The following is a 26,353-nucleotide window of genomic DNA, read 5'->3' on the forward strand; positions in this document are numbered from 1 at the left end:
GCCGTCTACCACCAGCGGTGCCGGCACTCGGCACTCTGGCAAGCCCACTTCGGCAAGCCCCACTCAACGCGGCCGGTTGCGGGATAGATACGCTGTTCATGCATCATGACGCAACCAGCAAATTCCGCCTTTGGGTTTTGCTCGACTGTGTCACGCATGACCATGCCATAGATGATGCGCCAGGATTCGTGCCCGCACACAGGGCATTGGCGAACGGCTGCCGTGCGCTTCTTGGCGGACTTCGCTTCATGGGTCATGGCAGAAATGTATCTTCCAACACCGACATCTAGCGCAGTTACAAAAATTGCTATCCGTAAGAAATTTTTGTAACTTTCCCGAGTGCGCAAGACCATGTAGCCAGGACCGTCAAATGAGCTCGATGTTAATTCAGCGCCTTGTCGCGGACAGCGCACCCACATGAGGCGCTTAATCAGCCAGTCACGGTCCCTGGCAAATACTCCTGTATGAATTTCTGTATTTGTATTGACAGAGTGTATCGATGGGCGTATTTTTCATACATGAACGACGCCACAGTCCCATTCAACCTTGATGTCACCCTTGGTCAAGCAAGCTTTTCTGCGAGCGGATCGAGCGAAGACGTCCTCAATGCATTTGCAGATTTTCAGGAGCTCATCGCAAGTCCGCCGCTGCAAAACATAGGCAGCTCGAGCGATGGGGCGAGTCGTGCAAGCGATGACGAGCTCTTACCGATCGTTCCTCCTCTCCAAGGCGGTGATGCAGAGGATGAAAGGGTTCCGCTCCGAGTCTTCCTCGACGCCAAGGTGCTTCCGCGTGGCAACTCAGTTATCGCACTCGGTATCGCAACGTGGGCCAAGCGATATGACAACACGTATGAGGTCGACGCGGAAACGATGAAGCAGCTGTGGAGAATATCAGGCAAGAAGATCCCGACGAACATTCCCCGGGATCTGAACACGGCGGCTTCTGAAGGCTGGCTGGAGCGGCGCGGCAAGGGGTCGTTCAGTGTCACATCCTACGGAGAGAAACACTTCGATAATTTTGATTCTACGACCAGGTGAGCCGCGGAGACCGCCACAACAAATCGACTGAAGATCAACCGCGCCCGGTGTAAGCTCCGCCTTTTCGTTTCGGAATGCGCATTGCTCGCCACAGAGTATCCGGGTTTCTCAAAGCCGCCGCTGCCGGAACATCGGGAACAGCTCCCGTACCCTGGCCACCGTCTCTAGCGAGACGTCCACTGCCCGCGCCCCAGGCTCCAGTCCAAGATCGGCTTCCACAACCCCCATGGGATCAATCAGGACGCTCCTCCCCACCGAGACCGGCGGCGTCTGGCAAACCCCTGCCACGTACACGCTGTTCTCGATGGCGCGTGCCGCATTGAGCGCCAGCCACTGCTCGGTCTTGTGGGTGCCCGGCACCCAGGACGAGCAGACCAGCAGGACCTGGGCGCCGGCGTCGGCCAGTGACCTGGCCAGCTCCGGGAACCGCAGGTCGTAGCAGGTCATCAGGCCGAAGCGCGCTCCCCCGTGCTCGAACACCACCGGGCTGGTGGTCGGTCCCGGTTTGATGAACGTCGATTCCCCGAAGCCCTGCGCGTCGAACAGGTGGATCTTCCGGTAGACAGCCAGCCGACCCCCGTCCGGCCCGAAAGCCACCAGGGTGTTGTAGGCCTTGCCCGGCTCGTCCGAGGTTTCCACCACGCCCGCCACCAGCGCGATGCGGTGGCGGCGGGCGATGGCGGCGAGTTCCTGGCAGACGGGACCGTCCAGCGGCTCGGCGATCTCCGGAAATGTCGCGTCCACCTTTTTCTTCTCGTAGGTGGCGTATTCCGGGAAGGCGATCAGCGTGGCGCCGTCGAGCGCTGCTTCGGCGGTGAACCGGTCGATCGCGGCGAGGTTGGCCTGGGTGTCGGTGCCCGACTCCAGCTGCCCGAGCGCTATCCTCACGGCTGTTCCTTCCCTTCTGTCAACCAGCTCAGCTCAGGCGGCGGCCCGAACTCAGGCGCCCAGCTCAGGCGGCCGCCTCAACCGTCGCCTTCTCCGTGGCCGTCATTTCCGGCGGCGCCGCCTTGAAACCACGGGTGATCAGAGCCAAGACCACCACACCCAGCACCAGCCAGGACAGTCCCAGCGTAATCGCGTTGCTGTCCAGCTGGGAGAGCAGGTAGGCGCAGATGACGGCTCCCACCACCGGGACCACCACGTAGGACACGGGGTTCAGCTGGTGCCCCGCACGGCGCTGGCGCACGTAGTGGAACACCACCGAGGCATTCACCAGTGTGAAGGCGGTGAAGGCGCCGAAGTTGATGAACGAGGTGGAGGTGGCCACGTCCAGGAAAATCGCTATCAGGCCCACGAAGCCGGTGACGATCAGGTTCACCACGGGGGTGTGGAACTTCGCGCTGAGCCGGCCGAAGACCGCCTTGGGGAGGACGGAATCCCGGCCCATCGCGTAAAGCAGGCGGGAGGCGCTGGCCTGTGCTGCGAGGCCGGACGCGAACTGCGCCACCACTAGGCCGGCGAGGAATACGGCGCCGAACAGCTGCCCTCCGATCTGCAGGGCGATGGAGCTGGCTGCTGAGGCGGAGTCCTCGAACACCCCGCCCGGGTGGACCAGTTGCGTCACGTAGGACACGGTCACGAAGATGCCGCCGCCGATCAGTGCGATGAGCATGATGGCGCGGGGCATGTTCTTGCGCGGTTCGATGGTTTCCTCGGTGAGGGTGGTGACGGCGTCGAACCCAAGGAAGGAGTAGGCGGCGATTGCGGCACCGGCGGAGATGGTGGCAAAGCTGGAGGTGTCGTTGAAGAACGGCTGCGTGCTGGCCAGCCCGCCGGCGCCCTGCGTGGACACCACGTTGCCGATGGACAGCGCCACAAAGAACACGATCACCAGCAACTGGAAGGCCATCAGCACGTAGTTGGCTTTGTCCGCCACCTTGATGCCCAGGATGTTCAGCAGCGTGGTGATGAGGATGAAGCCCACGATCCAGACCCCGATGGGGATGCCGGGGAACTGCGCGGTCAGGTACGAGCCGCCGATGAGCCAGATGACCATGGGCAGGAAGAGGTAGTCCAGCAGGATGGCCCAGCCCACCAGGAACCCCACCCTGGGATCGATGGAGCGGCGGACGTAGGTGTAGGCGGAACCGGCCACGGGATAAGCGATGGCCATCCGGCCGTAGCTATGGGCCGTGAACAGCATGGCGACGAGCGCGACCAGGTAGGCGGACGGCGATGCCCCGCCGGTGGTTTCGGCGATGATGCCGAAGATTCCCAGGACGATCAGCGGGGTCAGGTACGCCAGGCCGAACAGGACCAGGCTGGGCAGTTTCAGCGTGCGGGTGAGCGTTGTTGTCACGGTGTTTCCTTAGGCGTTGAAGGACTGGGGAGCCCAGGTGGCCGGGCTGATACGGCCCTGGTACACGGGCAGTTCGACGGCATCTTCGCCGTCGCGGAACTGGGACCAGGGGCGGTTGAGATTTTCGGTGCCGTGCGTTCTGACGCGCTCGACGGCGGCAAGGTCCAGTTCCGCCGTGAGCAGCACCGGTGCGTCGTCGGGGGCCTCGGCGAGGGTGTTGCCCTCGGGGTCCACGATGATGCTCAGGCCCTTGCCGGTGGGTCCGGCGCAGTTGACGCTGACCACGAAGACCTGGTTCACGATGGCGTTGGCCTTGGCGAGCACCAACTCCTGCCGGCGGTCCGGCGTCGTGGTTTTGACGACGTTGAGGATGACTTCGGCGCCCATCCAGGCGAGCTGGCGGGATACCTCCGGGAACCACGCGTCGTAGCAGATGTTCAGGCCCACCCTGCCGATGCCGGCCAGATCCACGGTGGTGAACCGGTCGCCGGGGTCGTAGGGCTCGAACGGGCGCCAGGGGAAGACCTTCCGGTAGTAGCCGGCGAGCTCTCCTTCCGGGGACAGGACCAGCTGGGTGTTGAACAGCTGGCCTTCGGGACCGCGCTCGCACACGCTGCCCGGGACCAGCCAGATGTTGAGGTCTTTAGCGAGTTGTTTCAGCTCTTTGACCCTTGGGCCGTCCAACGGTTCGGCGGAGGCCTGGAGCATTTCGGTGCGCTGCTGGTCCGGCTCCGTGTCCGCGAACAGGTGCAGCTCGGGGAAGACGATGAGCTTGCTGTGCGGCTGGACGGCGAGGGCGGCTTTGACCTCGTCGGCAAACGCCGAGACGGGTTCACCGATGAGCCGGGGCCGGGCCTGGGCTGCGATGAGGGGAAGAGTGCGTTGCATGATTGTCTCCACGTTGGGGGTGTGATCTGAGTTATATTAGATCAAAATGATCTAATTATGGGAAGGGGCAGGTTTGGGTCGTAAAGTAGCGGATATGACCCGACAGTTGGAGGACACCGCCGACTCCTCACCCATCGGCGCCGGCAGACTGGCCGGCATCGACCGGCGCAGCGCCATCGATGCCGTCCGGCTACGGATCGGCATGGCGATTTCGCTGGGTTTACTGAAACCCGGCGAGCGCCTGCCCGACCAGGAGGATGTGGCCCTGGGCCTGTCGGTCAGCCCGATCACGGCCCGCCGCGCGCTGGCGAGCCTGGCGGAGCAGGGCGTGGTGGTCCGCCGCCGGGGGCGGGCCGGCGGAACGTTCGTGGCGGAGGAGCCGCCGCAGAGCGTGCTGGCCGAGCTCTCAGCGTCACCGGCCGAGTCGCAGGCTGTGAACCGGCTGGTGGACCGGAGACTGTTGTTCGAATGCGCGGTGACGCACTACGCGACGCTCAACGCCACGGCCGAGCAGCTGGATGAGCTCGACCGGCTGACCCGGGAGATGGCCGAGTCCTCGGACTGGTCCGACTATCACCAGGCAGACGATCAGTTCCATCAGCTGGTGGGCACGTCATCAGGGCTGGGGACCGCCGTCGCGGCTTACCACGAGACGCTGGCGGAGCTCTACGCCTACTTCATTCCTTACCCGATCGAGCTGCTGCACAAATCGAACTGCGACCACGTGGCGCTGGTGGCAGCGCTGCGCGCCGGCGACGTCGAGGAAGCCGTTGAGGTCTCGCGGAAACACGTGGACGTGCTGCACCGGACGATGTTTATGGGGCTGACGCGGGGCGGGGTCTAAGCTACTGACTGACGTGCCACCACCGGCGCAGCTGTGTCTATCGAAATCGTTGGGGAGCCCGGATCAACATGGTTACAGAAGGCACTTAAGGCTGCGCCGTTCTACTTGAGGCGATCATCCGCCCGATGTCTCTGCTCCCGGATATTAGTGCACGGTGCACGTACCCGGCAGTCTTAATATCGTCCAAACGCAACACATAAGCGTCATCGATCCGCCACTGGCCGCTGGTCAATCTCTCTGGTGCGTCTTCGTTAGCATTGTCCTAGGACCGAAGGGCGGTCAGGGGATGGGGCAAGAGCATGAGCGTTTCAGGACAATCGGAGACTGTTGAAGAAGCAATAGAAGGCGTGGTTGTTGACGGCTCCCCTGTCAATGAACCCGACGTTGGCGAACATCCCGACCCCGAAAGTTACTACTTCGCCAGATTCGGAAGCCTCGTCCTGCTAGCAGCGGATGACGACCGGACACCGGAAGAGGAAAGAACGGCCATCATTGAGGCCCTGAAGTCAGACCCTCGGGTGGTTCACGTTTCCAGTGAGCCCCTGGAAACGGCAAGGACCAACTACCGACGCATTTTTCCGCCCCGCCACCAAACTGATGTGAGGAGTCTCCTCCTAGGAGAGGACATACACCCTGCCCTGAAAATGTCCCACCCAATCAGCTTCAAGGTCCACGTCCCGTTGAAGAACCAGCCACTATTCAGTGGTTATGACGACCTTCCAACCGAGGACTACTGGGTGACGTGGGATGGATTCACCGCGATCGTTATGTGGCAGCGCTCCGAGTTTGAAATGCCAACGCGCTCTGGTGGTCACATAGTTGTAGACATGCTTGAGGAGGCCGCCAAAAAGGCTGGTATGCGGCTGCATGTTCAGGCATGCAGTCCGGGCTGCGCCAACATGTTCGCCCACAGGGTTATGAAAGTCCAGCAATATCCCGGAGAAGATGGGTATGTAACGTTCCAGGAAAAGGGATTCCCGGTGGTGGAGGTTCACCTCCACAGCCAAAACGATCCTGAGGACGTTCTGGCGGTCCTGGGAGCCAACGTGTTCCACGTCGGACAACAGTTTGCCCTCTATAAGAACGTTGGGCGACGTGTACTGGACATGGAATCCACTGCACGAGCAATAGCCGCCGACCTGCTTGAGATCGACTACGACCGGCTTTTGGCCAGATCGAAGCACCTACCGGCTCGTTTTTGGAATAACGTCAAGGACATTCCTGCAAAGCTCACAGGTAAGGGAGCACGCCAGCGTGAGGGCAAAGCAATTGCCGAACTATGGATAGCAATGTCATCTATCGAGGCGACACGCCGAGACTGGGTGCAGCACCGGCTTGGATTCCTAGGATCTGCCGATTCCCAAGGCCGCCTGGCCCTCTATGACATCGACAGGACCGACGATGACGTTGTCATTCAGTCCCTAAACCTTGACTTCATTCGGTCAGCAGTGGAACAGAAGTCCAGAGCCATAGACAACAAATCGATCGCGTTGGCCACTATCGCTGGCGCTATAGCAGCAGCTCTTGGGGGCGTGGCTGGGGCAATCATGTCGAAAGGCTGATGCCCTAGTGGTGTCACCGCCGCCGTGGGGCCACTCCTCGTAGGTTCGGGCGCCAGCACCGTCCATGGTCTTCCTTTCCTTCCCAAGGCAGGGCATCTCCACGCCGCACCCTTCCACCCGAAATGCTTTGGCCTGCTCGCAGTGAAACTCGGAGGGGCGACCCGGAAAACACGACTCACGGAGAACGCAGCTGGCGCGGCTGCCCCGTCGCCTGTCGTCGAGCCTGGCCGACCGGCATGTATGACAATGGGCGCGTCCGGCCAAAGCCGGACGCGCCCTCCACATGCACGGAATCCGCGAAGTGGTCCGCTACGCCGGCCTCAGTCGATGAGCACCGGCTGCTTGGCGGGCTCCGAAGCCTCAACAAGAGGCGCAACCTTCCCGGAACGGTGATGCACCCAGCACCCCACCGCCAGGAGCGCCACGAGCGCGAACGTGCTCAGGAGCTGGGGCCGGGAATCCTCGCCGATGAAGCCCACCGTGAAGATCGCCGCGAGGATCACCAGACCAAACACCGTGAGCCACGGGAAGCCGGGCATCCGCAGGGGAAGCTCCGTCCCGTTGCGGTCGGCGCGGAGGCGCAGCGCGAGCTGGGCCAGGAGCGCGGACGTCCACACCAGCAGGCACGTCGAACCCACGATGTTCAGCAGGACGGGAAGGACCTTCTCGGGGAAAGCCAGCTCCAGCACAACCGTGACCACGCCGAAGGCAACGCTGGCCAGGACTGCGACCACCGGGACCCGCGCTTTCGAAACGGAGGCAAGCAGGCGCGGAGCTTCACCGCGTTCGGCCAGGGAGAACGCCATCCGGGACGCCCCGTACAGGTTAGCGTTGAGCGCGGACAGCAGTGCCGCGACGGCCACCAGGGTGATCGCCGTCGCTGCACCGGGCATGCCGGCCGCATCCAGCACCGCGGCGAACGGGCTCTTCAGCCCCGCCGAGCCCACGGGAACCACGGCCGCGATCACGAAGATCGCACCGATGTAGAACACCAGGATGCGCCACAGCACCGTGCGAACCGCTTTCTTCACGCTGCGGGCAGGCTCGGCGGTCTCAGCTGCCGCCACGGAGACAATCTCAGTGCCGCCAAATGCGAAGGCAACCACGAAGAGGGCCGTGGCAATCCCGGCGAAACCGCTGGGCGCGAATCCGGCACCCGTGAAGTTGGACAGGCCCGGCGACTGGACGCCCGGCAGCCAGCCGAAGAGCAGGGCCGCGCCCACCAGGAGGAAGCCGACGATTGCTGCCACCTTGAGCAGGGCAAACCAGAACTCGAACTCGCCGAAGTTTTTCACACTGGTGAGGTTCACGGCGGTGAGCACCACGATGAACACGAAGGCCATCAGCCACACCGGCAGGGCCGGGAAGATGGTGGCCAGCAGGCCTGCCGCGCCGAGCGCCTCGGCCGCGATGACCACCACCAGCTGCAGCCACCAGAGCCAGCCCACCGTGGCACCGGCCACCGGCCCGTAGGCCTTGGCGGTGTAGACGGAGAACGCGCCGCTGTCCGGGTTGGCGGCGGCCATCTCGCCGAGCGCCCACATCACCAGGATGATGAGCGTGCCGGCCACGAGGTAGGAGATCAGCACCGCCGGGCCGGCAGCCTGGATGCCCGCACCGGAGCCGATGAACAGGCCGGCGCCGATGGCGCTTCCCAGGCCCATCATGGTGAGCTGGCGGGGTTTAAGGGCCGCGCCGAGGGCGCGGGCAGACGTCTTTGTCTGTTGTTCCATGGGGATTCCTCTGGTTGTAGGTGGAACGGGTTGCTAAAAGGTCAGTCGGTTGTCAGGCGGCGTGGGCTTCGAGGAGCCGGAGCACGCGGTCGTTGGAGGCGGGATCGGCAACGGTGATCCGCACGCCGTCGCCCTGGTACGCCCGGACCAGGATGTCTGCGCGGTCGAACGCGTCCACCAGCCTCCCCCGGAGGCTGTCATCCGCGCGGATCCACAGGAAATTGCCCTGGCTCGGCTGCAGTTTCCAGCCCTGCGCTACCAGCTGCGCGGCCATCCGTGTGCGCTCTTCCCTCACGGCGGCCACCCGCGCTTCCATCTCCTCCCCCGCGTCCAGCGACGCGATGGCCGCCTTCTGGGCCAGCGCGCTCACGGAGAAGGGAAGGGCGCTCCGGCGCAGACCCTCGGCGATGTCCGGCGCAGCCACGGCGTATCCCACGCGCAGCCCGGCGAGTCCGTAGGCTTTCGAGAAGGTGCGCAGGATGCAGACGTTCGGGTACTGCCGGTAGAGCGCCAGGGAATCGGGGCCGCTGCTCGCTTCGGCATATTCCACGTAGGCCTCGTCGATCACCACGAGGATGTCGGAACGGACGGATTGCAGGAAGGCCTCGATGCGCCCGTGGCTGATCGGCACGCCGGTGGGGTTGTTGGGGGTGCAGACCAGGATCACCTTGGTGCGGTCGGTGACGGCCGCAGCCATGGCGTCGAGGTCGTGGCCCTCAGCGTCGTCCAGCGGGATGCGGACCGGCCGGGCGCCTGCCAGCTCAACCAGGATGGGGTACGCCTCGAAGGAGCGCCACGCAAAGATCACTTCATCCCCGGCGTCGCACAGTCCGGTGATGATCTGCTGAAGGACGCCCACACTGCCGGGCCCCACCGCGACCTCCCCGGCGGTGACGCCCAGGTGCCCGGCGAGCCGTTCGCGGAGTTCGACGGCGGCACTGTCCGGGTAGCGGTTCATGGTGCCGGCCGCTTCGGCCACCGCAGCCGCGGCAGCAGGCAGCGGAGCGTAGTGGCTTTCGTTGCTTGCAAGGGCGGCGATGTCTGCGCCGGCGCCGCGCCGGCCCGGGACGTAGGACGGAAGTCCGGCCACAGCGCCGCGAAGGGTGGGAAGCGCGGTGTCCGGGGCAGTCAGGAGTTGATCACGGGTCATGAGGACCGATCATGGTTGTGACCCGGCACACAATGCAAGATACCCTCAACCCATTGGGACTTCTGCTCAACTTCTAGTGACTGTGGTGAAAATATGACCATCCCCACCCCGCGCACCCTGGATTCCCTCGACGGCAGGATCATCCTGGCCCTCGACAAGGATCCGGAAGCCAGCGCCCTTGCACTCTCCCGCACGCTCGGCGTCGCACGGAACACGGTCCATGCCCGGCTGGCACGGCTCGAGCGCAGCGGCGCCCTCCGCTCCTTCAGCCGGAGGCTGGATCCCGCCGCGCTGGGCTATGACCTCATGGCATTCCTCTCGCTGTCCATCAGCCAGACCCGGACAGGCGCAGTGGAAGACGGCCTCGCCGCGATCCCGGAAGTCATCGAGGTGCACGCCACCACCGGGGACGCGGACCTCATGGCCAAGGTGGTGGCACGCAGTACGGCCGATCTCTACCGCATCACCAACGAGATCCTGGAAATCGAAGGAATCCAACGCACCAGCACGGCCATCTCCGTGCTGGAACTCATGCCGCCGCGGTACGACGGCCTCCTGGCCCGGCTCTCCGAGCAGGAATCCCACCCTTCCTCGTGAGTTGAGGTGACGCGCACCACAAGTGTGCATATTTTCACTCTGGGCCACGTTTGGCTGCCAAATATCCCAACCAAAACACACTCTCTTGCCGATCCGTGACTTAGCCCACAAGATTCCTGCATGACTACTCTTACCGTCTCAGGCCGCGTGGCGCAGGTTCTCAGCAGCTACCTCACCGATCTCTTCGGTGTCATGGGCAACGGAAACGTCTACTTCCTGGACGCCGCGGAGAAGCTGGGCCTCCGCTTCTCCCCCGTCCGGCACGAGGGCGCCGCCATCGCCGCGGCCGACGCCTACTACCGTGCGTCGGGACGCCTCGCAGCAGGCACCACCACCTACGGCCCCGGCTACACCAACGCGCTCACCGCCCTGGCCGAGGCGGTCCAGGCACAGATCCCCGTGGTGCTGGTCACCGGGGACGCTCCGAGCACCGGCGCCCGCCCCCAGGACGTGGACCAGGCAGCCATCGCCGCGGGCCTCGGCGCGGCCACCTTCACCATCACCCGCGACGCCGCAGGCTCCATCACCCGGCAAGCGGTGGAGTACGCACTCACCAAGCGCACCGCCGTCGTGATTGCCATTCCCTACGACCTCGCGGCACTCGAGGCGGCAGATGAAGAGCTTCCGGCGCCGCTGGCACCGGCGGTGATTGACGACGTCGACGGCGGCCTTGGGCAGGTAGCCCGCCTGCTCGCCGGGGCGAAGCGGCCGCTGATCCTCGCCGGCCGCGGCGCGCATCTCGCCGGAGCCGGCCCGGAGCTCAGCGAGCTCGCAGACCGCCTCGGCGCACTGACCGCCGGAACCGCCCTGGCGCTCAACCTCCTCAAAGGCGAGGGGTACTTGGGCGTCGCGGGCGGGTTCGGCACGGACACCGCGGCCGGGCTCATGGGTGAGGCCGATGTTGTCCTGGTGGCCGGGGCAAGCCTGAGCCCCTTCACCATGCGGTTCGGGCACCTGCTCGGCCCGGACAGCACCGTCATCCAGATCGACACCGCCCTGCAGCCGACGCACCCCCGGGTGGACACGTTCGTCAGCGCCGACGCGAAGTCTGCGGCGGCCCGCATCCTCCAGCTGCTGGACGGCGAGGCTTCAGCAGAAGCGTGGCGGGCGGAAGCCCGGAAGCGTCTGGCCGAAGGACCGGCCCACCACCCCGGCTCCGACGGGACCGCGGACGGCCGGCTGGACCCTCGTTCCCTTGCCGTCGCGTTGGACGCCGTGCTGCCGGAACGCCGCACCGTGGTCCAGGACGGCGGGCACTTCCTCGGCTGGGCCCCCATGTACTGGAACATCCCGCGGCCGCAGGACCTGGTCATGGTGGGCACGGCCTTCCAGACCATCGGGCTGGGCCTGGCCAGCGCCGTCGGGGCAGCCCGCGCGGTGGAGGACGGCCGCACCCTGGTGCTGGCCTCCGGCGACGGCGGTTTCCTGATGGGCCTGTCCGACCTCGAATCGCTGATTGGCGCGGCCAGCAGCGCCGTCGTCGTGATCTACAACGATGCCGCCTACGGAGCGGAGATCCACCAGTACGGTTCCCAGGGCCTGACCGAAAAGCCGATGCTGATCCCCGAAGTGGACTTCAGCGGTGTTGCCCGCGCTTTGGGGGCTGAGTCGGCGGTCATCCGCTCGCTGGCGGACCTTTCCGCGCTTCAGGACTGGATCGACGCCGGCGCCAAGGGAACCTTCGTGGCCGACTGCCGCATCACGTCGAGCGTCCGGGCACCGTGGATGAGCGAGTGGATGAACGCCAAGCAGGAGGCGCAGGCGGCGGTGGCGGGCTAGCGGGGAAGAAGCCGCCACGGCGACGCGACCGCGCCGCCGTCGAACGCAAAATAGGGGAAGCCCCACCAGCAATGCTGAAGGGGCTTCGACTGTTTTGATTCCGTTATGACGAACATCATCTCCCGAACTAGCGGGAATCCTGATTCTTCCTGCCTCGTCATCGGCAGACCACGTGGATCAGATCCACAGTGTGTTCCAGGGTTCCCTGTTGTTCGTTCCCGTCCTTCTTTCGAAGAACGTATTAACAGTGTTACGCCTAGTTTTCCGGTGGCGCAAGAGCCAATTCTCCCGGGGATTCGGGCGTTCCAAACGGTGCCGGTTTATGAGTTCCATCGGACGCCCTCCCGGAGCAGCAAGCTCCAGCGGAGTCACGCCTTGCGGTGAACCACCAGGACGGGACACTGAGCATGGGTGACAACCTGGGTGGAGACCGAGCCCAGGTGCAAGCCCGGAAATCCCCCATGACCCCGGGATCCGACGACAATAAGGTCCGCGTCTTTGGCAGCCTCCAGAATTGCCGAAGCAGGTGAAGGCGTGTCAACTAGCTCTCCAGCCGCGGTCACGCCTCCGTCTGCGGCAGACTTCAGCGCCTCACCCTGGCGGGTCCGTGCGACTTGCTCCGGAGAGTCTTCGGCCGCAATCTCACCTGCCGCCGTTTCCAGGACAGTTGGATACCACGCCATCGGCGGCTTATGCCAGGCTGTGACCAGGCGGAGGTGGCCATTGCGCTGCCGCGCCTCATCCATGGCCCAGTCCAGTGCAGCCTGGGAATATTCGGAACCGTCAAAACCGACAACAATCAAGAATGAACCGGTACTGGCCATCTGTCTTTCCTTTCACTGCCTCGCCGAACCGTGCCGCGCCGAGCCTGACCTGTGAGGGCTACACAGCAATCCGGGCACGCTCGCCTGACCCTGGGACGGACCAGACTGCGTGCGGGGTTCGGTTCCAGCTGTCATGGTTCCATCGGACGCCCGTGCCGGCGTCGGGGGTAGAGTCCAAGGTCCCCGGCGTCGCCGTCGTACGCCGACGCCATAGGAAACCCACAGGTCCGCCGCCTACCATGGCCCACATGAAAGCTGCCCGGGACGCCCGCTCTGCCGCCGTCGTCATCAACGCCGGATCACGCCGAGGGGTTGCACAGGAGATTGCCGTGGACACGATGCGCAAGGCAGGCGTGCCGATCTCCGCCGTGCACCGGGTCCAGTCCGGGGGCGAGCTGGCCGCGACGCTTGATCGGGTGCTTGCGGACGGGCACGACCTGATCGTTGTAGGTGGCGGAGACGGGACCGTGAGCTACGCCGCCGGCCGGGTTGCCGGCACCAACGTTGCGCTCGGCGTTCTTCCGCTGGGCACCGCCAACGACTTCGCCCGCACGCTGGAGATACCGAACAACCTGGCCGAGGCGTGCGCCACCATCGCAGAAGGAAAAGTGGTGGACATCGACCTCGGCCGGGCCAATGGTGAGCCGTTCCTCAACGTTGCGTCCGTGGGCCTGTCCGTGGCTGTGACGGAGGCTCTGAGCCCCCGCCTGAAGCGGTACATCGGGCCATTGGCCTACAGCGTCGCCACGCTTCGGGCTTATGCCCGGCACAAGCCGTTCCGGGCCCGCCTCGAGTTCCCCGAGGGGGACCACGAGCCGATGGAGCTCGACAACCTGCTTCAGGTCGCCGTCGGCAATGGCCGGTATTACGGCGGCGGCAACACGGTCTCTCCCACGGCAGGAATCGATGACCACATCCTCGACGTCTACGCCATCCTGGCCGGCCCGCTCCGGGAGCACGTGAGTATTGCACGGCTGCTCAAGGACGGCAGCTTCATCAAACACGACAAGGTGTACCACCTGACCAGCCGGCATGTACGACTGGTCACGGAGCCGCCGCTGCCGGTAAACCTCGACGGCGAGATCGCGACGGTCACGCCTGCCGACTTCACTGTCCAGCGCAACGCCGTCCACGTGGTGGTGCCCCAGAGCAGCACCAGCGCGTTGCTTGACGGACCGGGCGCCGCGGACTGACCGCCGTCGTGATTCCCCGACGGCGGAAGGTTGTGACTATCTGGTAACAAGCCGCCACAGGGACGTAACCTCGGCCGTGCGCGCCTCGAACAGAGGATCGTCCCGGTCCGATGCCTTCGGATGCGTTGGCTTGGTGTCCAGCCGTTCCATCACCTTCAGCCCGGCCGCCTCGATGGCGGCCAGCAGACCCTCACGCGACCGCAGGCCAAGGTGCTCGGCCAGGTCGGAGAGGACCAGCCAGCCCTCCCCGCCCGGCTCAAGATGGTCGGAGAGTTCGTTCAGGAAGCGGAACAGCATTCTGCTGCCGGGGTCGTAGACGGCACTGTCCAGGCTGGAATGCGGCGTGGCCGGAATCCAAGGCGGGTTGCACACGATGAGCGGTGCCCGCCCGGGCGGGAACATGTCGGCCAGGACGGCCTCGGCACGGTCCTGGACACCGAGGTTCCGGAAATTCTCAGCGGCGCAGGCGATGGCACGCGGTTCATTGTCCGTAGCCACCACGCGGTGGACGCCACGGCTCGCGAGGACGGCAGCGAGCACCCCGGTGCCGGTGCCGACGTCGAACGCCAGCGTGTCAGAGGGCAGCGCAGCGGCGGCGACGAGGTCCACATACTCACTCCGGGTGGGGAAGAACGTGCCGTAGTGCGGGTGGATGCGGCCCTGCAGGGCATCGACGTGGACGCCTTTACGTCGCCACTCGTGCGCGCCAATGGCCCCGACAAGCTCATGCAGGGACACAACGGAGGATTCGCCGATTTCGCCGTACGCTTCAGCGGCGGCCTCCCGGATATCCGGTGCGCGGCGCAGCGGCACCACCGGACCCGGATCAAGCGGAATCAGCAGGAGCCCGAGAATGCGTGCACGGTGCGAGGCGGACTGGCGGTGCCGATAGAACTTTTCGGCCGGAGTTGCTGCGGTCTCTCTCTTTTCGGCGCCCATCCGCCGGTCCATGGCGTTGAGGATCTGCCGTGCATTGTGGAAGTCACCGTGCCAGAGCATCGCGATCCCCTGTGACGCCATCCGGTTCGCATCATTGGCCGTGAGGGAGTCGGAGACCACTTGGACGCGCGTCGGCGCCGGCCTGCCGTTCGCTGAACGCCATCGCGCGGTCATGCTTTCACCGGCCTCGGCCCAGGTCACGATGGCGGGAGCATCCACCGCAGCTGCGCGCGAGTGGTTAAGGACCGACGTCGGGATTCCCACGGGAGCTGGCGTGTCGGTGGTGATAAAGGTCCGTTCCAGGCGTCAGAGGAGCCGATCGGCGACTGACGATTGCGGCGGTGATTCCACGACGTCCAAGGCCACGGCCCAAGATTCCGGACCGTCATCCGGCCGCGAACTGAGCTTGGTTGATCGCCGCTGGGGCACTTCAACCTACATAGTCAGGATACAGGTGTGCCGTCAGCGGGAGGTGACGTGCCGTCGTCGTACGCAATGCCATACTGACGCCATGGCTACAGGAATGACCCGGGGTGGGGCAGCACTGCGTTACGCACTGGCTTCAGTCCTGCTGAAAGACAAGCCCTCCCGCCCCGTCCTCCATGCCCTAGAGAACGCCGTGCCGTCAAGCATAGACACCGTCCCGACGGGCCCAGGCCAAGGCCGTTCGGCCCTATCAACCTGCGGCAAGCGGACGAAAGCTTAAAACAGATAGGCGCTGGGACGAACGCCCGCGGGCCCCGCACCGAGCCTTTGCCAGACCGCGAGCTCTGAGGACATCCGGACATGTCAATCGACAAGCGCCGGCTCCCGTTGCGCAGGCGGGCCGCGACGCACGGAACTCAGCGCCATGATGTGACCCGCAAGGCCCTGCTCGCCGCAGGAGCGCTGTCTTCGCTGCTCTACGTGGTTGCCACAGATGGCGTGGCGGCGTCCATGTGGGACGGGTACCGACGCACCGAACAGATGGTGAGCGAACTCTTCGCCGTCGGCTCCCCCGGCCGGGACGTCCTGCTGCCGTTCACGTGGCTCTATACGGTGCTGTTCACCGCGTTCGGGGTGGGCGTCTGGAACTCCGTGCGCGGCAACCGCGCCCTGCGCATCAGCGGCGGCCTGCTCACCGGGTACGGGCTGTGGAACATCATGGGCGCCATCTACCCGCTGACGCTGGGGGACGATGCTTCCGTTCCCATGCATATCCTCGTCACCAACGTTCAGCTTGCACTCATGGTCGCGGCAATGTGTTTCGTGGCTGCGGGGTTCCACGGCCGGATGCGGGCGTATTCGATCGTCTCGCTCGCGGCTTCCGCGGTGATGGGCATGGTGGCGTTCATGGCCGCCCCGGGCCCAACCTCGTGCTGGGCATCGGCGAAAGAATCAGCATTGGGGCGTTCTTGCTCTGGGTAGCGGTCCTCACGGTGGCGCTGTGGAGGCGGCTGCCGGCAGTCATGGCAGCTCCGGCGGGTTCGGTGCCGGACCCCGCGGCGCAGTAGCGGGCCTCTCACGGCCAAAGGCGGACGCAGTTCATAATGACCAAGTGATCACGCTCATCAAGGTCCTCCACAGCATCATCTACGCTGGCGGCTACCTGGCCATCGTTGTGCTTGCCTCAGTGATCAGCCGCAACGGCAAGCCGGCGGTAGGGCTCGGCATCATGTTGACCCTCGCCGCCGTCTCGGCGACACTCCTCATCGCTTCCGCCGTGGTCACCCGCCGATACAAGCGGACGGTGCATTCCGCCCCGAACGCGGAGACCGCTGCCGCGGCCGGACCCACCAAGACCTACAGCGCGCACATCTCGGAATCCTACGAACACGACACCCACACTGTTTGGTCGCTGATCCGGCCGGCCGAGAGCGCCGTGTTGCTCACTGACGTACAAAGGGCCTTCACCGTGCCGGGGACACCTGTTGGCGTCGGGGAACAGCAATGCTTCATCCGCCGCAACGGTTCGGTTTCCATCATCGAGGTCATCGGTGAAGAGAGCCCGTGGTGGGCAACAACGAGGCCCGTATCGCCGGACGATATGAATAGTCGCTCGACCTACCGCCTTGAACCGACCTCAACCGGATGCACTCTCACTCTTGGAACCGTCATTGAACTCCCTGCAAACGAAGTGCTTGCAGAGGACCCCGACCAATGGTGGGAAACCCAAATGAGGCCCTACCTGACCCGGATCAAGGAAGTCCTGGCCGCGGGTCAAACGTAGCGTGGGCGGAGCAACGTCAGCTCCCCCCAACCGGATGCCGCCGTCGTCGCAAGGATTCAGCCAAGCCCCGCCGGCTACCCGTGGGTGACCGCAGCACCCAGCAGTCCGAACAGCGTCCCGGCCGCCAGGGCAATCAGGGCACGCATCCCTGTGGGATACAGCCAGCGCACTGCGAACACAGCCGCTGCCAGGATGACGCCGTTGACGATACTCAGGATGACCGCGATCCACTCGGACCCGGTGGCCACCCCGAAACCTCCGCCGCTGCAACCGCTGACGCCGCACCACGCAAAACTCGCCACCATCCACTGTGGCAGGCTCAGCAGAACTGCCAAAGGAACCGCCCACCAAAGCTTTGCGACGTCCGGGGTTATCCCGCGCAATTCGCCTTCGGGTACTGAGGCGAGGGACCGGGCGTGCCGGCCCGAACCAGTGCACGCCTGCGGACGCTGAGGACAATCCAGCGGAAGACCCCCGCGTTGACCACCGCAAGGAGGAGGTATCCGAGATAGTAGAGAACCGTAGTCAGGCCCAATCCACCCCCGGAGCCAAAAGTCCCGACGACGAAATACGCAAACGAAACGGGCATTGTCAGAACCACCAGGGCGAGCAGCAGGCCCTCCTTGAACCCGGCATCCAGGTCCATTGCGAAGCCTCGGCTAACCAGCGCAGCCACCACAACGGCGAACGTCACCGATAAATAAACGACGACGGCGGTTCCGGCCCAGCGCGGCAAGCCCCTTCCATTCGGCCGTGATCCACTGCCCACAACGTTCCCCCTTAACGTCGTTCCGGCCTATCCCCTCACCCGAACAGCGCCGCGACGCCGGTCAGCGTGACAAAGACTCCGTAGAGCAGCGGTATCCCCACCAAGGCCCACGCCAGGACGAGCATGCCGGTGGCCGCTTTGACGGGCGCCTGTGCGCCGGTGTTTTGGGTGTTCATCTCAGGCCTCCAAGGCAGGTTCGGGCCGACGGCGGTCGGGGCGGAGTTCGTGGAACCGTGCGTCCACCGGTTTGACCAGCAGGTTGGCGGCGAAGCCGACCACCAGCAGCCCCACCATGGTGAGCAGTGCCGGCTGGTAGGACGCCGCGTTCAGCTGTCCGGGCTTGCCCTGCGCATCCAGGAACGCGTTGACAATCAGCGGCCCGGCCACCCCGGCGGCGGACCACGCGGTCAGCAGCCGGCCGTGGATGGCGCCCACCTGGAAGGTCCCGAAGAGGTCCCGGAGGTAGGCCGGCGCTGTGGCGAAACCGCCGCCGTAGAACGAAATGATGAAAAACGCCAGCGCCACATACAGGACGGTGGTGCTGGAGCCCGCCAGCGCCAGCACCGTGTACAGCACCGCCCCCACGCCCAGGTACATCATGTAGATGCGCTTGCGGCCGGTGACATCCGAGGTGGCGGACCAGGCGAAGCGCCCGGCCATGTTGCCGATCGAAAGCAGCCCCACAAAGCCGGCGGCGACGCCGGCACTGACCAGGGACACGCCGTCGGACTTTCGGAAGAAGTCCTGGATCATGGGCGCTGCCTGTTCCAGGATGCCGATGCCCGCGGTGACGTTGCAGAACAGCGCCACCCACACCAGCCAGAACTGCGGGGTCTTGATCGCGTTCCTGGCCGAGACGTTCTCGGTGGTGACCAGCTTGGCGGCCTTCACCTTGGCGGGGTCGAATCCCGCCGGGCGCCAGCCTTCGGCCGGGACCCGGATGGTGAAGGCGCCGAAGAGCATGTACGCGAGATAGACGACGGCGAGGGTCAGGAAGAGCTTGCCGACCGAATCGCCGCTGGCCACCCAGCCCTTGGCGCCGGAGTTGGGATCGTACAGCTTGAGCAGCGCGGTGGAGACGGGGCTGGCGATCAGCGCGCCGCCGCCGAAGCCCATGATGGCCATGCCGGTGGCCAGGCCCGGCCGGTCCGGGAACCACTTGATCAGGGTGGACACGGGCGAGATGTAGCCGATGCCCAGGCCGATCCCGCCCACTACGCCGTAACCGACGTACACGAGCCACAGCTGGTGGGTGAAGATGCCCAGCGAGCCGATCAGGAATCCGCTGGCCCAGAACATGGCCGAGGTGAACATCGCCTTGCGGGGGCCGTTCCTGTCCACCCACGTGCCCATGACCGCGGCGGAGAGGCCCAGCATCACGATGGCGATGGAGAAGATCACGCCGATCTCCGTCAGGCTGGCCCCGAAATGCTTGACCAGCGCCGTCTTGTAGACGCTGGTGGCATAGGCCTGGCCGATGCAGAGGTGGACGGCGAGCGCCGCGGGCGGTACCAGCCAGCGGTTGAATCCCGGCGGAGCGATGGTGCGGTCACGGTCAAGCCAACCCATGTTTGCTTCCCTTGCGTGTCGAAGACGTCAATGTCAGATCGATCCAGAGGCTAAAGACCCCCACACGGCCCGTTGCCTCCAGCAATCATGGGCCCAGATCATCAGCAAACGTACTATTGGCGCGCCAAGCGGTAGGGACTTTACGACGAACGGTCCGGCAGGTTGAAAAAACGCTCCTGGCTGCAGGAGCGCGGCGGAAGCACCGCCTCTAAGATGAGGCATGGACTTCGAGGACACGCTCTGGACGGTTTTGGGCGCCGGGCTGGTTCTGCTGATGCTCGTCGACGTCTTCCGTACACTCCTGTACCCGCACGGGTCCGGTCCCCTGGGCCGGGCGATCATGCGCGAATTCTGGCTGGTGTCCAGGAAACTGCGGGGCCGGGGCTCCTTCATCGCAGCACCCCTGGCGATGGCCGCCGTCATTGGCGCCTGGGCAGGCCTGGCCGCCATCGGCTGGGCCCTGCTCTATCTGCCCCACCTGACGGACGGTTTTATTTACGGAGCCGGGGTTCCGCTGCGGGCCGACTTTGCCGAAGCCCTCTACATCTCCCTGGTCACCCTTTCCACGGTGGGGTTCGGCGATATCGTGGCAGCACATCCGGTGCTCAGGCTGGTTGTTGCCCTCCAGGCCGTCACCGGCTTCGGGTTGCTGACGGCAACGGTCACCTGGATCCTGCAGACGTTCCCGGCCCTGAACCGCCGCCGGGCCCTTGCCCATCAGCTGACCCTGTTCGGGGAGGCTGCAGGCCCGGCAGGTGTCCTGGCGCTGGACCCCAGGCACGCTGCCGGGCTGTTGGAGTCAATTGCCGCAAACGTGGCATCGGTGAGCATAGACCTGCTCGCGTTCCATGAAACCTACTACTTCCGTGAAATCGAACAGCGCGGCTCCTTGCCCGCAACGGTGGCGTACGCCCAGGAGCTGGCATCCCAGGCCCAGCGCAGCGAGAGCCCTGAACTCCAGTTCGCCGGGCGGATGCTCCACGCGGCACTGGATGGACTCGCGGACGTCCTTCGCGGCAAATTCGGCCACGCAGGAGCCACGTCCGCCGATGTATTCGACAGCTACGAGCTGCACCACCGACACCGGCGGCCGGAGTAGCCGGGCCCCAAGTAGCATCCCAGTTAAGGTCGAGCCCCCGGCGCCTTGGTCCGCACCGGTCACTCCCGGCCTTGTGGGGCGTTCAATTCGCCGGCAATCTTCGCCTCCAGCGCCGCGACCGTAACGTCAGGGAGGGAGATGAGGCCGTCCAGTTCCCGACGGGCGCGCTTGTACGCTGTTTGCCGCTCGGCAGGTGTTGCGGCGTTGTCGGAGGCGATGCGGAGCAGCTTCCTGGCCGTCGCCAGGCGCTGGCGTTCCAGCTCAGTGAAGTTGTGGTCCTTGATCCGCTTGGCTTCACGCTCTGCGACGTCAAACGCCAGCTCAAAGCCGTGAACGGCTGACCGGTACTCCGCCAGCCGGGCCGCCGTCGCAATGTCACCCCGGGCAGCCGGCCGCAATCCGTCCGCTTCTTTCTTCGCCCGGAGGAATGCGACAGTCAGTGGCTCCCGCACATCTGTCATGGCCGGGAAGTCGATGAGTTTCCCAACGTCGAGCTCGTAGTCCAGCCATCGCCCGTTCACGGCGTCGTGCGCTGCCATAAGTGCGGCCACCTCAACCTGGCTGGCTTGTTCCGCCTGCACCGCTTGGTTCTTCAGCTTGTACAGCTCCATACGGCGGCGGTGCCGGCGTTCGCTGGCCTTGGACCACGATCTTGCCCACCCTCCGGCCATTCCGCCGAGGGGAAAGACCAGCCACCAGTAGCCGCGAAGAAAGTCAAAGAATTGATCCACGGATTCATCCTCCCACTGCCCCCGCAGCATCCCAAGGCTGCGGCCGCGACCCTCGCCGTGGCGCGATGGAAAGCCGGCGGCGGAGCCCTTCCGGGCCAGAGCCGCCGGCCCGGCAACTACGCCATTGATCCCTCCGCCCGCCAGCAGTATGCTTTCGCCATGCCGGAGGTGCTTATCACCGACGCCGGCCGTCATCAGCTGGCCTACCTGGACGACTTCGCCTCTTCGGCGCCGAATTGGCTCGGCGCCCCGGGGCAGGGCACCCTTGAGTTCCGAAGCCCGCGCGCGGTCGTGCGGACCGGCACCGGGTTTCTGATCGCCGACAGCGGCAACCACCGGTTGGTATCGATCGACGACGTGTCCGGCAGCGGATGGCGCACTTTCGGTACCCACGGCTCAGGTGACGGCGAGTTCAGCGAGCCAGCCAGCGTAGCGCTGGACAGCAAATCACGTATCTACATCGCGGACACCGGCAACCGGCGGGTAGTGCGCATTGACGGCATTGACGGCTCCGGATGGGTCTCCTACGGCACCGGAGGGACGCCCACGCCGGCCGATCCGGCAATCGGCAAGTTCCGCCAACCCACCGGACTGGCAGTGGATAACAAGGACGAGTTATGGATCGCCGACTGGCAGTGCTCGCGCGTGGCGCATATCGCGTCCATGTCAGGCGTGGGTTGGTCCACCCTCACCGTTGATGGTCCGGCGGCTCTCACCTCTGACGACGCCAACTCGGCGATCATGGTCGGCGCGATCGGCGCGAAGCGGATCAGCCGGCATGATGCCGCCACCGGCGCCCTCACTGCCGCAACTCCGGCCGGTACGCTCACTGCGCCTACGGCGGTGCAGATCCACGACGGGAAGATCGTTGTGCTCGACGCCTCCGCCCGCCGCCTGGTGACGATCAACGACGCTCTCAGCCAAGTCACCACGCAGGTCCACCTCGCTGACCTCGACTTCCAACGACCCACGGGGATGGTGGTGTGGTGACACGACGGCTGCGGGTGCTCACCTACAACGTACAGATGCGGTCCTGGGGCATGGAGGTGGGCGCACAGGGCTCGCTGACTCCAGTGACGAGCGTCGAGAAACGCGCGAACGCCATAGCCGATCGAATCCTCGCCGCCACCGAGCCGTGGGATGTGCTGTGCTTCAACGAAGTCTTCGACGAGGACGGCCGCGAAATCCTCGAACACCGTCTCGGCGCGGCTTACCCCAACTACGTCCTGAAAGCCGACGCCGACGACCGCGGGGTCGGCGCCCTCCTGGTCACAGCCGGGTCCGCGATCGCAATCGGCGGAGCACTGTGGGGCATCGCGCTGGGCCTTCTCGGCGGAGCCTCGCTGTTGTCATCACGGTGGGAAGACAGCGGCCTGATGCTGTTCAGCAAATTCCCGTTCAAAGGCATCCGCATTCCGGATGCGCTGGCCCAGCTCGCCGGGATTACCGCCGGCACAACGATCCCCAACGTCGCCTTCGTCCCCTACGAGGACGCCGTCGGAAATGACAAGAACGCAGCCAAAGGAGTCGTTTACGCACAACTCGAACTACCCGACGAATCGCTGTTCAACCTGATGATCACCCACACCCAGGCCGACCCGCTCGACGACATCGGCAAGAACAAAGCCACCCGAAAATCCCAGTTCACCACGGCGATGGCGCTACTCGACAACCGCCTCGAGGGCAACAGCGCCCGCAAGGAGATCCTGTTCTGCGGCGACTTCAACGTTCAGGGCATGCCCGACTCCAACGGCCTGCGGCCGGAGTGGACGGCGCTGCTGGGCACGCCGTCGACCATGCTGACGAAGGTCCTGCAGGACGCGTGGACGTTCGAGCAGTGCCCGGGCCGCCTGCTGCTCGGCACCACGCCGTTGCCGGACAGCTGCGACCCCGGCATCACGGCGCACGCGCAACGGCTCGATTATGTATTGCGCCCCAAGCCCTATCCCGGGCGGATGGTGGCACAACACATCCGCATCGCACACGAAGTCGCCCAGATCTCGCCCACCAGCCCGACGAAGTACACCAGCGACCACCTGCCGCTCTCGATCGACCTTCACGAGGCGAGACCGTTCAATACAGCCAACACCGCAGAGAAGCTGACGTTCAGCATCGACCACCCGGAGAACCGCTCAACCGCCACCCTCCGCGCCGGTGAAATGCACTGGTACCGAATCGACGATCCAGGAGGCTACGGGTTCGCGATGGTCAATGGCTCCACCCAGGTTTTCCACGCCGTCTACACCAAAGCCGATCTGTCCCAGCCCTATCAGCCCTTCGTCCGCGACACCACGCCGCCCACGCCGGAGAGCCCTGCTGTCTACCGCTACGCCCTGGCCGAAGCACCGTTCTTCATCAGGGTTTGGCTGCGGCCCAATGTCACGAGCGCCGCCTATTCCCTGTACTCGCGCCGCTTCATCGGCACCCGCCCGAAAGACGCACTCCCGCTGATGCGAAGTTGGCCGTGCCCCGGCGAAGCGCGGGTGGGCGCACCGCACTCCTACGACAATCCCGACACGGACGTGGACGACTTCGACAGCGTCTGGTTCACCGCCCGGCTGGACCGCACCTATCCGGGCGTGAACACCTACACGTCAACCGTGACCCTCAAGGACATCCAGGGCGGACTGTTCGGTCTGGTGGTCCTACGGGATGACGGCGGCAACGGCTTCGAAGTCATCGAGGAACGTTCCCATGGCCCGGACCCCCTCGTGGTCACTTTCACCCATAGCCGCCACGGCAGGCTTTACGTGCTGGTGCGCCGTGAGGAACCGGACCCGCGCCCGTTCGATGCCAGGTCATTCACGGTGTTGCTCGAAACTGACGCCTGCTACCTGTATTCGAACGGCACCGAACGCGGCGGCCGTTCGCTCGGCGGGGATGCCCGGCTGGTCTGCTTCGACGAAACCGACGGGTTCCTCGGATCGGAGTCCGGGTCTGACGACATCCAGATCAACGTCGACGTCAACGGCGTCAACGCCGCCCACATCCCACATTCAGACGATCTGGCCTTTGACGACGACACCCGCCGCGACATCGTAATGCCAACCATCGCGTACACCTCGGCCGCGAAGTTCGAACTGGTGGAGCTTGATGACTTCTCCGCTGCGGACCGGGCCTCCGTGCAGATCCCGATGCTGCCGGCAGCCGTCACCGCCGCCAAACAGATCATCACCCGTGACGGACCCTCGATCCGAGGTGTCTATCCCATCGATTTCGACAGCGATGACGGCCACTACGAACTCGAAGTCACTGTCTCCCGGGAACCTCCCACCGACTGAGCGGCGCGGTCCCTCGATTCCGGTTCGCCGATATATGGTGCGAGTCAGGAGAATCCACCACCCGCAGGAGGGCAGCAGATGGCAGAGCTCGATGCGAAGCTGCGCGGCTTCAGCCCGCGGGCCTGGCTGTCCGGAGGCGGCTGATGGACGCGGACGTCATCATCATCGGCGGCGGGCTGGCCGGGCTGGTGGCCAGCAACGAGCTGGTCCGGGCCGGCAAACGGGTGGCGATCCTGGACCGGGAGAACGCAGCCAACCTCGGCGGCCAGGCCTTCTGGTCCCTCGGCGGGCTGTTCCTGGTGGACACTGCCATGCAGCGGCGCCTGGGCGTGAAGGATTCCTTCGAGCTGGCCTGGCAGGACTGGCAGGGCTCGGCCCAATGGGACCGGCTGGACGGCCCGCTTCCTGAGGACGAGTGGGCGCAGCAGTGGGGCCGCGCGTACGTCGAGTTCGCCGCCGGCGAGAAACGCTCCTGGCTGCAGGAACACGGCATCACGTTCACCCCGCTGGTGGGCTGGGCCGAACGCGGGGACGGCGGGGCCGGCGGCCACGGCAACTCGGTCCCCCGCTTCCACGTCCCGTGGGGAACGGGCACCGGGGTCTCCGAACCTTTTGCGGACAGGGCACGGGAGGCCGCTTCCGCGGGCAGCGTCACGTTCCACTTCCGGCACCGGGTGGACGGGTTAATGTTCGACGGCGGCACGGTCACCGGGGTGCGCGGCACCGTGCTGGCACCGGACGCCTCGCCACGCGGCGTTGCCTCGAACCGGGACGCTATTGGCGAGTTTGAGCTGCGTGCGCAGGCCGTGGTGATTGCGAGCGGCGGCATCGGCGGCGACCACCGGCAGGTGCGCCGGTGGTGGCCCCAGCGGCTGGGGACGCCACCCGCGAAGATGATTACCGGGGTGCCCCGGCACGTGGACGGGCGGGTGCTGAACATCGCCGACCAAGCAGGCGTCAGGCTGGTGAACCGTGACCGCATGTGGCACTACACCGAGGGCATCCAGAACTGGAACCCCGTCTGGCCGGACCATGCCATCCGGATCCTGCCGGGGCCGTCGTCACTGTGGTTCGACGCGCTGGGCCGGCGGCTCCCCTCCCCCGGGCTGCCCGGCTACGACACCCTGGGAACCCTGCGGCTGCTGCGGACCACCCCGGACACCCAGCAGTACAGCCACTCCTGGTTCATCCTGAACCAGCGGATCATCGAAAAAGAGTTCGCCCTCTCCGGCTCCGAGCAGAACCCGGACATCACCAACCGGGACCTGAAGCTTTTGCTTCGCTCGCGTTTGGGCCGCGGCGCCGCGGCACCCATCGAAGCGTTCAAGAAGCACGGCGCTGACTTTGTGGTGGCGGACAACCTGGCGGACCTGGTCTGCGGGATGAACGGCCTAACCTCGGAGCCGCTGCTGGACTACTCCGGGCTGCGCCGGCAGATCGAGGAACGGGACGCCGAGATCCGCAACCCCTACTCCAAGGACACGCAGATCCTGGGCATCCACAACAGCCGCCGCTTCCTGGGCGACCGCCTGTTCCGCACGGTCAAACCGCACCGGATCCTGGACCCGGCGGCCGGCCCGTTGATTGCCGTCAGGCTCCACGTTGTGACCCGCAAGACCCTGGGCGGCATCCAGACGGACCTTACCGGCCAGGCGTTTTCGCACGACGGCGAGCGCATCCCCGGCCTTTACGCTGCGGGTGAGGCAGCAGGGTTCGGCGGCGGCGGGGCCCACGGCTACAACGCACTGGAAGGCACGTTCCTGGGCGGCTGCCTCTTCACCGGCAGGACCGTGGGGCGTTCCCTGGCGCGGATGGTTTAGCGCGGATGCTTCAGCTGGAATTCG

Annotated in this window: 25 protein-coding genes; 12 read left to right on the forward strand and 13 right to left on the reverse strand. The window is 65.3% G+C overall.

Annotation, left to right across the window (positions count from 1 at the left end):
• Positions 1 to 5: 5 nt before the first annotated feature.
• On the reverse strand, positions 6 to 257 hold the full coding sequence (locus JOE31_RS17825) for a hypothetical protein (RefSeq protein ID WP_209746877.1): 252 nt from the start codon (positions 255 to 257) through the stop codon (positions 6 to 8).
• 261 nt (positions 258 to 518) lie between these two features.
• On the opposite strand from JOE31_RS17825, the gene JOE31_RS17830 reads away from it, so the two are divergent.
• On the forward strand, positions 519 to 1,040 hold the full coding sequence (locus JOE31_RS17830; RefSeq protein WP_209746879.1) for a hypothetical protein: 522 nt from the start codon (positions 519 to 521) through the stop codon (positions 1,038 to 1,040).
• Positions 1,041 to 1,148: 108 nt separating this feature from the next.
• Here JOE31_RS17830 and JOE31_RS17835 read toward each other — a convergent pair whose 3' ends face one another.
• The 3 genes from JOE31_RS17835 to JOE31_RS17845 all read right to left on the reverse strand — a co-directional run bounded on the left by JOE31_RS17835 (position 1,149) and on the right by JOE31_RS17845 (position 4,230).
• Complete coding sequence (locus JOE31_RS17835) at positions 1,149 to 1,928, reverse strand: carbon-nitrogen hydrolase family protein (protein WP_209746881.1); 780 nt, start codon at positions 1,926 to 1,928, stop codon at positions 1,149 to 1,151.
• Positions 1,929 to 1,992: 64 nt separating this feature from the next.
• Positions 1,993 to 3,342, reverse strand: a complete 1,350-nt coding sequence (locus JOE31_RS17840) for an APC family permease (RefSeq protein ID WP_209746883.1) — start codon at positions 3,340 to 3,342, stop codon at positions 1,993 to 1,995.
• A gap of 9 nt (positions 3,343 to 3,351) precedes the next feature.
• The gene (locus JOE31_RS17845; protein WP_209746885.1) at positions 3,352 to 4,230 is read right to left on the reverse strand and encodes a carbon-nitrogen hydrolase family protein; all 879 of its coding nucleotides are present in this window, start codon (positions 4,228 to 4,230) and stop codon (positions 3,352 to 3,354) included.
• A 94-nt stretch (positions 4,231 to 4,324) separates the two neighbouring features.
• On the opposite strand from JOE31_RS17845, the gene JOE31_RS17850 reads away from it, so the two are divergent.
• Both JOE31_RS17850 and JOE31_RS17855 read left to right on the forward strand, forming a co-directional pair.
• Positions 4,325 to 5,074, forward strand: a complete 750-nt coding sequence (locus tag JOE31_RS17850) for a FadR/GntR family transcriptional regulator (protein WP_209746887.1) — start codon at positions 4,325 to 4,327, stop codon at positions 5,072 to 5,074.
• A 299-nt stretch (positions 5,075 to 5,373) separates the two neighbouring features.
• Complete coding sequence (locus JOE31_RS17855; protein WP_209746889.1) at positions 5,374 to 6,636, forward strand: hypothetical protein; 1,263 nt, start codon at positions 5,374 to 5,376, stop codon at positions 6,634 to 6,636.
• Positions 6,637 to 6,956: 320 nt separating this feature from the next.
• Here JOE31_RS17855 and JOE31_RS17860 read toward each other — a convergent pair whose 3' ends face one another.
• The gene (locus JOE31_RS17860) at positions 6,957 to 8,369 is read right to left on the reverse strand and encodes an amino acid permease (RefSeq protein WP_209746891.1); all 1,413 of its coding nucleotides are present in this window, start codon (positions 8,367 to 8,369) and stop codon (positions 6,957 to 6,959) included.
• Positions 8,370 to 8,421: 52 nt separating this feature from the next.
• Positions 8,422 to 9,519, reverse strand: coding sequence for a histidinol-phosphate transaminase (hisC, locus tag JOE31_RS17865; RefSeq protein WP_209746893.1), 1,098 nt, complete (start codon positions 9,517 to 9,519; stop codon positions 8,422 to 8,424).
• A 93-nt stretch (positions 9,520 to 9,612) separates the two neighbouring features.
• Between hisC and JOE31_RS17870 the strand changes: the two genes are divergently transcribed.
• Both JOE31_RS17870 and JOE31_RS17875 read left to right on the forward strand, forming a co-directional pair.
• The gene (locus tag JOE31_RS17870; RefSeq protein ID WP_209746895.1) at positions 9,613 to 10,116 is read left to right on the forward strand and encodes an Lrp/AsnC family transcriptional regulator; all 504 of its coding nucleotides are present in this window, start codon (positions 9,613 to 9,615) and stop codon (positions 10,114 to 10,116) included.
• 120 nt (positions 10,117 to 10,236) lie between these two features.
• Positions 10,237 to 11,895 carry a thiamine pyrophosphate-binding protein gene (locus JOE31_RS17875; RefSeq protein ID WP_209746897.1) on the forward strand — a complete coding sequence of 553 codons (1,659 nt, stop codon included), beginning with the start codon at positions 10,237 to 10,239 and terminating at the stop codon, positions 11,893 to 11,895.
• A 368-nt stretch (positions 11,896 to 12,263) separates the two neighbouring features.
• Here JOE31_RS17875 and JOE31_RS17880 read toward each other — a convergent pair whose 3' ends face one another.
• Positions 12,264 to 12,719, reverse strand: a complete 456-nt coding sequence (locus JOE31_RS17880; protein ID WP_209746899.1) for a universal stress protein — start codon at positions 12,717 to 12,719, stop codon at positions 12,264 to 12,266.
• A gap of 248 nt (positions 12,720 to 12,967) precedes the next feature.
• On the opposite strand from JOE31_RS17880, the gene JOE31_RS17885 reads away from it, so the two are divergent.
• Entirely contained in the window at positions 12,968 to 13,912 is a 945-nt protein-coding gene (locus JOE31_RS17885; RefSeq protein ID WP_209746901.1) for a lipid kinase, read from the forward strand.
• Between the two features lie 36 nt (positions 13,913 to 13,948).
• On the opposite strand, the gene JOE31_RS17890 is transcribed toward JOE31_RS17885, so the two are convergent.
• Positions 13,949 to 15,115 carry a class I SAM-dependent methyltransferase gene (locus JOE31_RS17890; RefSeq protein ID WP_307864445.1) on the reverse strand — a complete coding sequence of 389 codons (1,167 nt, stop codon included), beginning with the start codon at positions 15,113 to 15,115 and terminating at the stop codon, positions 13,949 to 13,951.
• A gap of 522 nt (positions 15,116 to 15,637) precedes the next feature.
• Here JOE31_RS17890 and JOE31_RS17895 point away from each other — a divergent pair.
• Together JOE31_RS17895 and JOE31_RS17900 are read left to right on the forward strand one after the other, a co-directional pair.
• A complete protein-coding gene (locus JOE31_RS17895; protein WP_245199246.1) occupies positions 15,638 to 16,258 on the forward strand; it encodes a DUF998 domain-containing protein in 621 nt (206 codons plus the stop codon).
• A 130-nt stretch (positions 16,259 to 16,388) separates the two neighbouring features.
• Positions 16,389 to 17,060 (forward strand): hypothetical protein, encoded by a 672-nt coding sequence (locus JOE31_RS17900; RefSeq protein WP_209746903.1) that lies wholly within the window; start codon positions 16,389 to 16,391, stop codon positions 17,058 to 17,060.
• A 74-nt stretch (positions 17,061 to 17,134) separates the two neighbouring features.
• Here JOE31_RS17900 and JOE31_RS17905 read toward each other — a convergent pair whose 3' ends face one another.
• The 4 genes from JOE31_RS17905 to JOE31_RS17920 form a co-directional block, all read right to left on the reverse strand.
• Positions 17,135 to 17,395 (reverse strand): hypothetical protein, encoded by a 261-nt coding sequence (locus JOE31_RS17905; RefSeq protein WP_209746905.1) that lies wholly within the window; start codon positions 17,393 to 17,395, stop codon positions 17,135 to 17,137.
• A 35-nt stretch (positions 17,396 to 17,430) separates the two neighbouring features.
• The gene (locus tag JOE31_RS17910) at positions 17,431 to 17,796 is read right to left on the reverse strand and encodes a hypothetical protein (protein WP_209746907.1); all 366 of its coding nucleotides are present in this window, start codon (positions 17,794 to 17,796) and stop codon (positions 17,431 to 17,433) included.
• Between the two features lie 68 nt (positions 17,797 to 17,864).
• A complete protein-coding gene (locus JOE31_RS17915) occupies positions 17,865 to 18,005 on the reverse strand; it encodes a hypothetical protein (protein ID WP_209746909.1) in 141 nt (46 codons plus the stop codon).
• Between the two features lies 1 nt (position 18,006).
• Positions 18,007 to 19,398, reverse strand: coding sequence for an OFA family MFS transporter (locus JOE31_RS17920; RefSeq protein WP_209746911.1), 1,392 nt, complete (start codon positions 19,396 to 19,398; stop codon positions 18,007 to 18,009).
• 220 nt (positions 19,399 to 19,618) lie between these two features.
• On the opposite strand from JOE31_RS17920, the gene JOE31_RS17925 reads away from it, so the two are divergent.
• The gene (locus JOE31_RS17925; protein ID WP_209746912.1) at positions 19,619 to 20,497 is read left to right on the forward strand and encodes a potassium channel family protein; all 879 of its coding nucleotides are present in this window, start codon (positions 19,619 to 19,621) and stop codon (positions 20,495 to 20,497) included.
• A gap of 59 nt (positions 20,498 to 20,556) precedes the next feature.
• Here JOE31_RS17925 and JOE31_RS17930 read toward each other — a convergent pair whose 3' ends face one another.
• The gene (locus JOE31_RS17930; RefSeq protein ID WP_209746914.1) at positions 20,557 to 21,228 is read right to left on the reverse strand and encodes a hypothetical protein; all 672 of its coding nucleotides are present in this window, start codon (positions 21,226 to 21,228) and stop codon (positions 20,557 to 20,559) included.
• On the opposite strand from JOE31_RS17930, the gene JOE31_RS17935 reads away from it, so the two are divergent.
• The 3 genes from JOE31_RS17935 (at position 21,220) to JOE31_RS17945 (ending at position 26,329) form a co-directional block, all read left to right on the forward strand.
• Entirely contained in the window at positions 21,220 to 22,218 is a 999-nt protein-coding gene (locus JOE31_RS17935; protein ID WP_209746916.1) for an NHL repeat-containing protein, read from the forward strand. The two genes, JOE31_RS17930 and JOE31_RS17935, sit on opposite strands and share 9 nt — an antisense overlap.
• Positions 22,212 to 24,509 carry an endonuclease/exonuclease/phosphatase family protein gene (locus JOE31_RS17940; RefSeq protein WP_209746918.1) on the forward strand — a complete coding sequence of 766 codons (2,298 nt, stop codon included), beginning with the start codon at positions 22,212 to 22,214 and terminating at the stop codon, positions 24,507 to 24,509. Before JOE31_RS17935 ends, JOE31_RS17940 begins: the two co-directional genes overlap by 7 nt.
• 143 nt (positions 24,510 to 24,652) lie before the next feature.
• Positions 24,653 to 26,329 (forward strand): FAD-binding dehydrogenase, encoded by a 1,677-nt coding sequence (locus tag JOE31_RS17945; protein WP_209746920.1) that lies wholly within the window; start codon positions 24,653 to 24,655, stop codon positions 26,327 to 26,329.
• Positions 26,330 to 26,353 lie beyond the last annotated feature (24 nt).

The sequence above is a fragment of the Arthrobacter sp. PvP023 genome, assembly GCF_017832975.1.
Classification (GTDB): domain Bacteria; phylum Actinomycetota; class Actinomycetes; order Actinomycetales; family Micrococcaceae; genus Arthrobacter.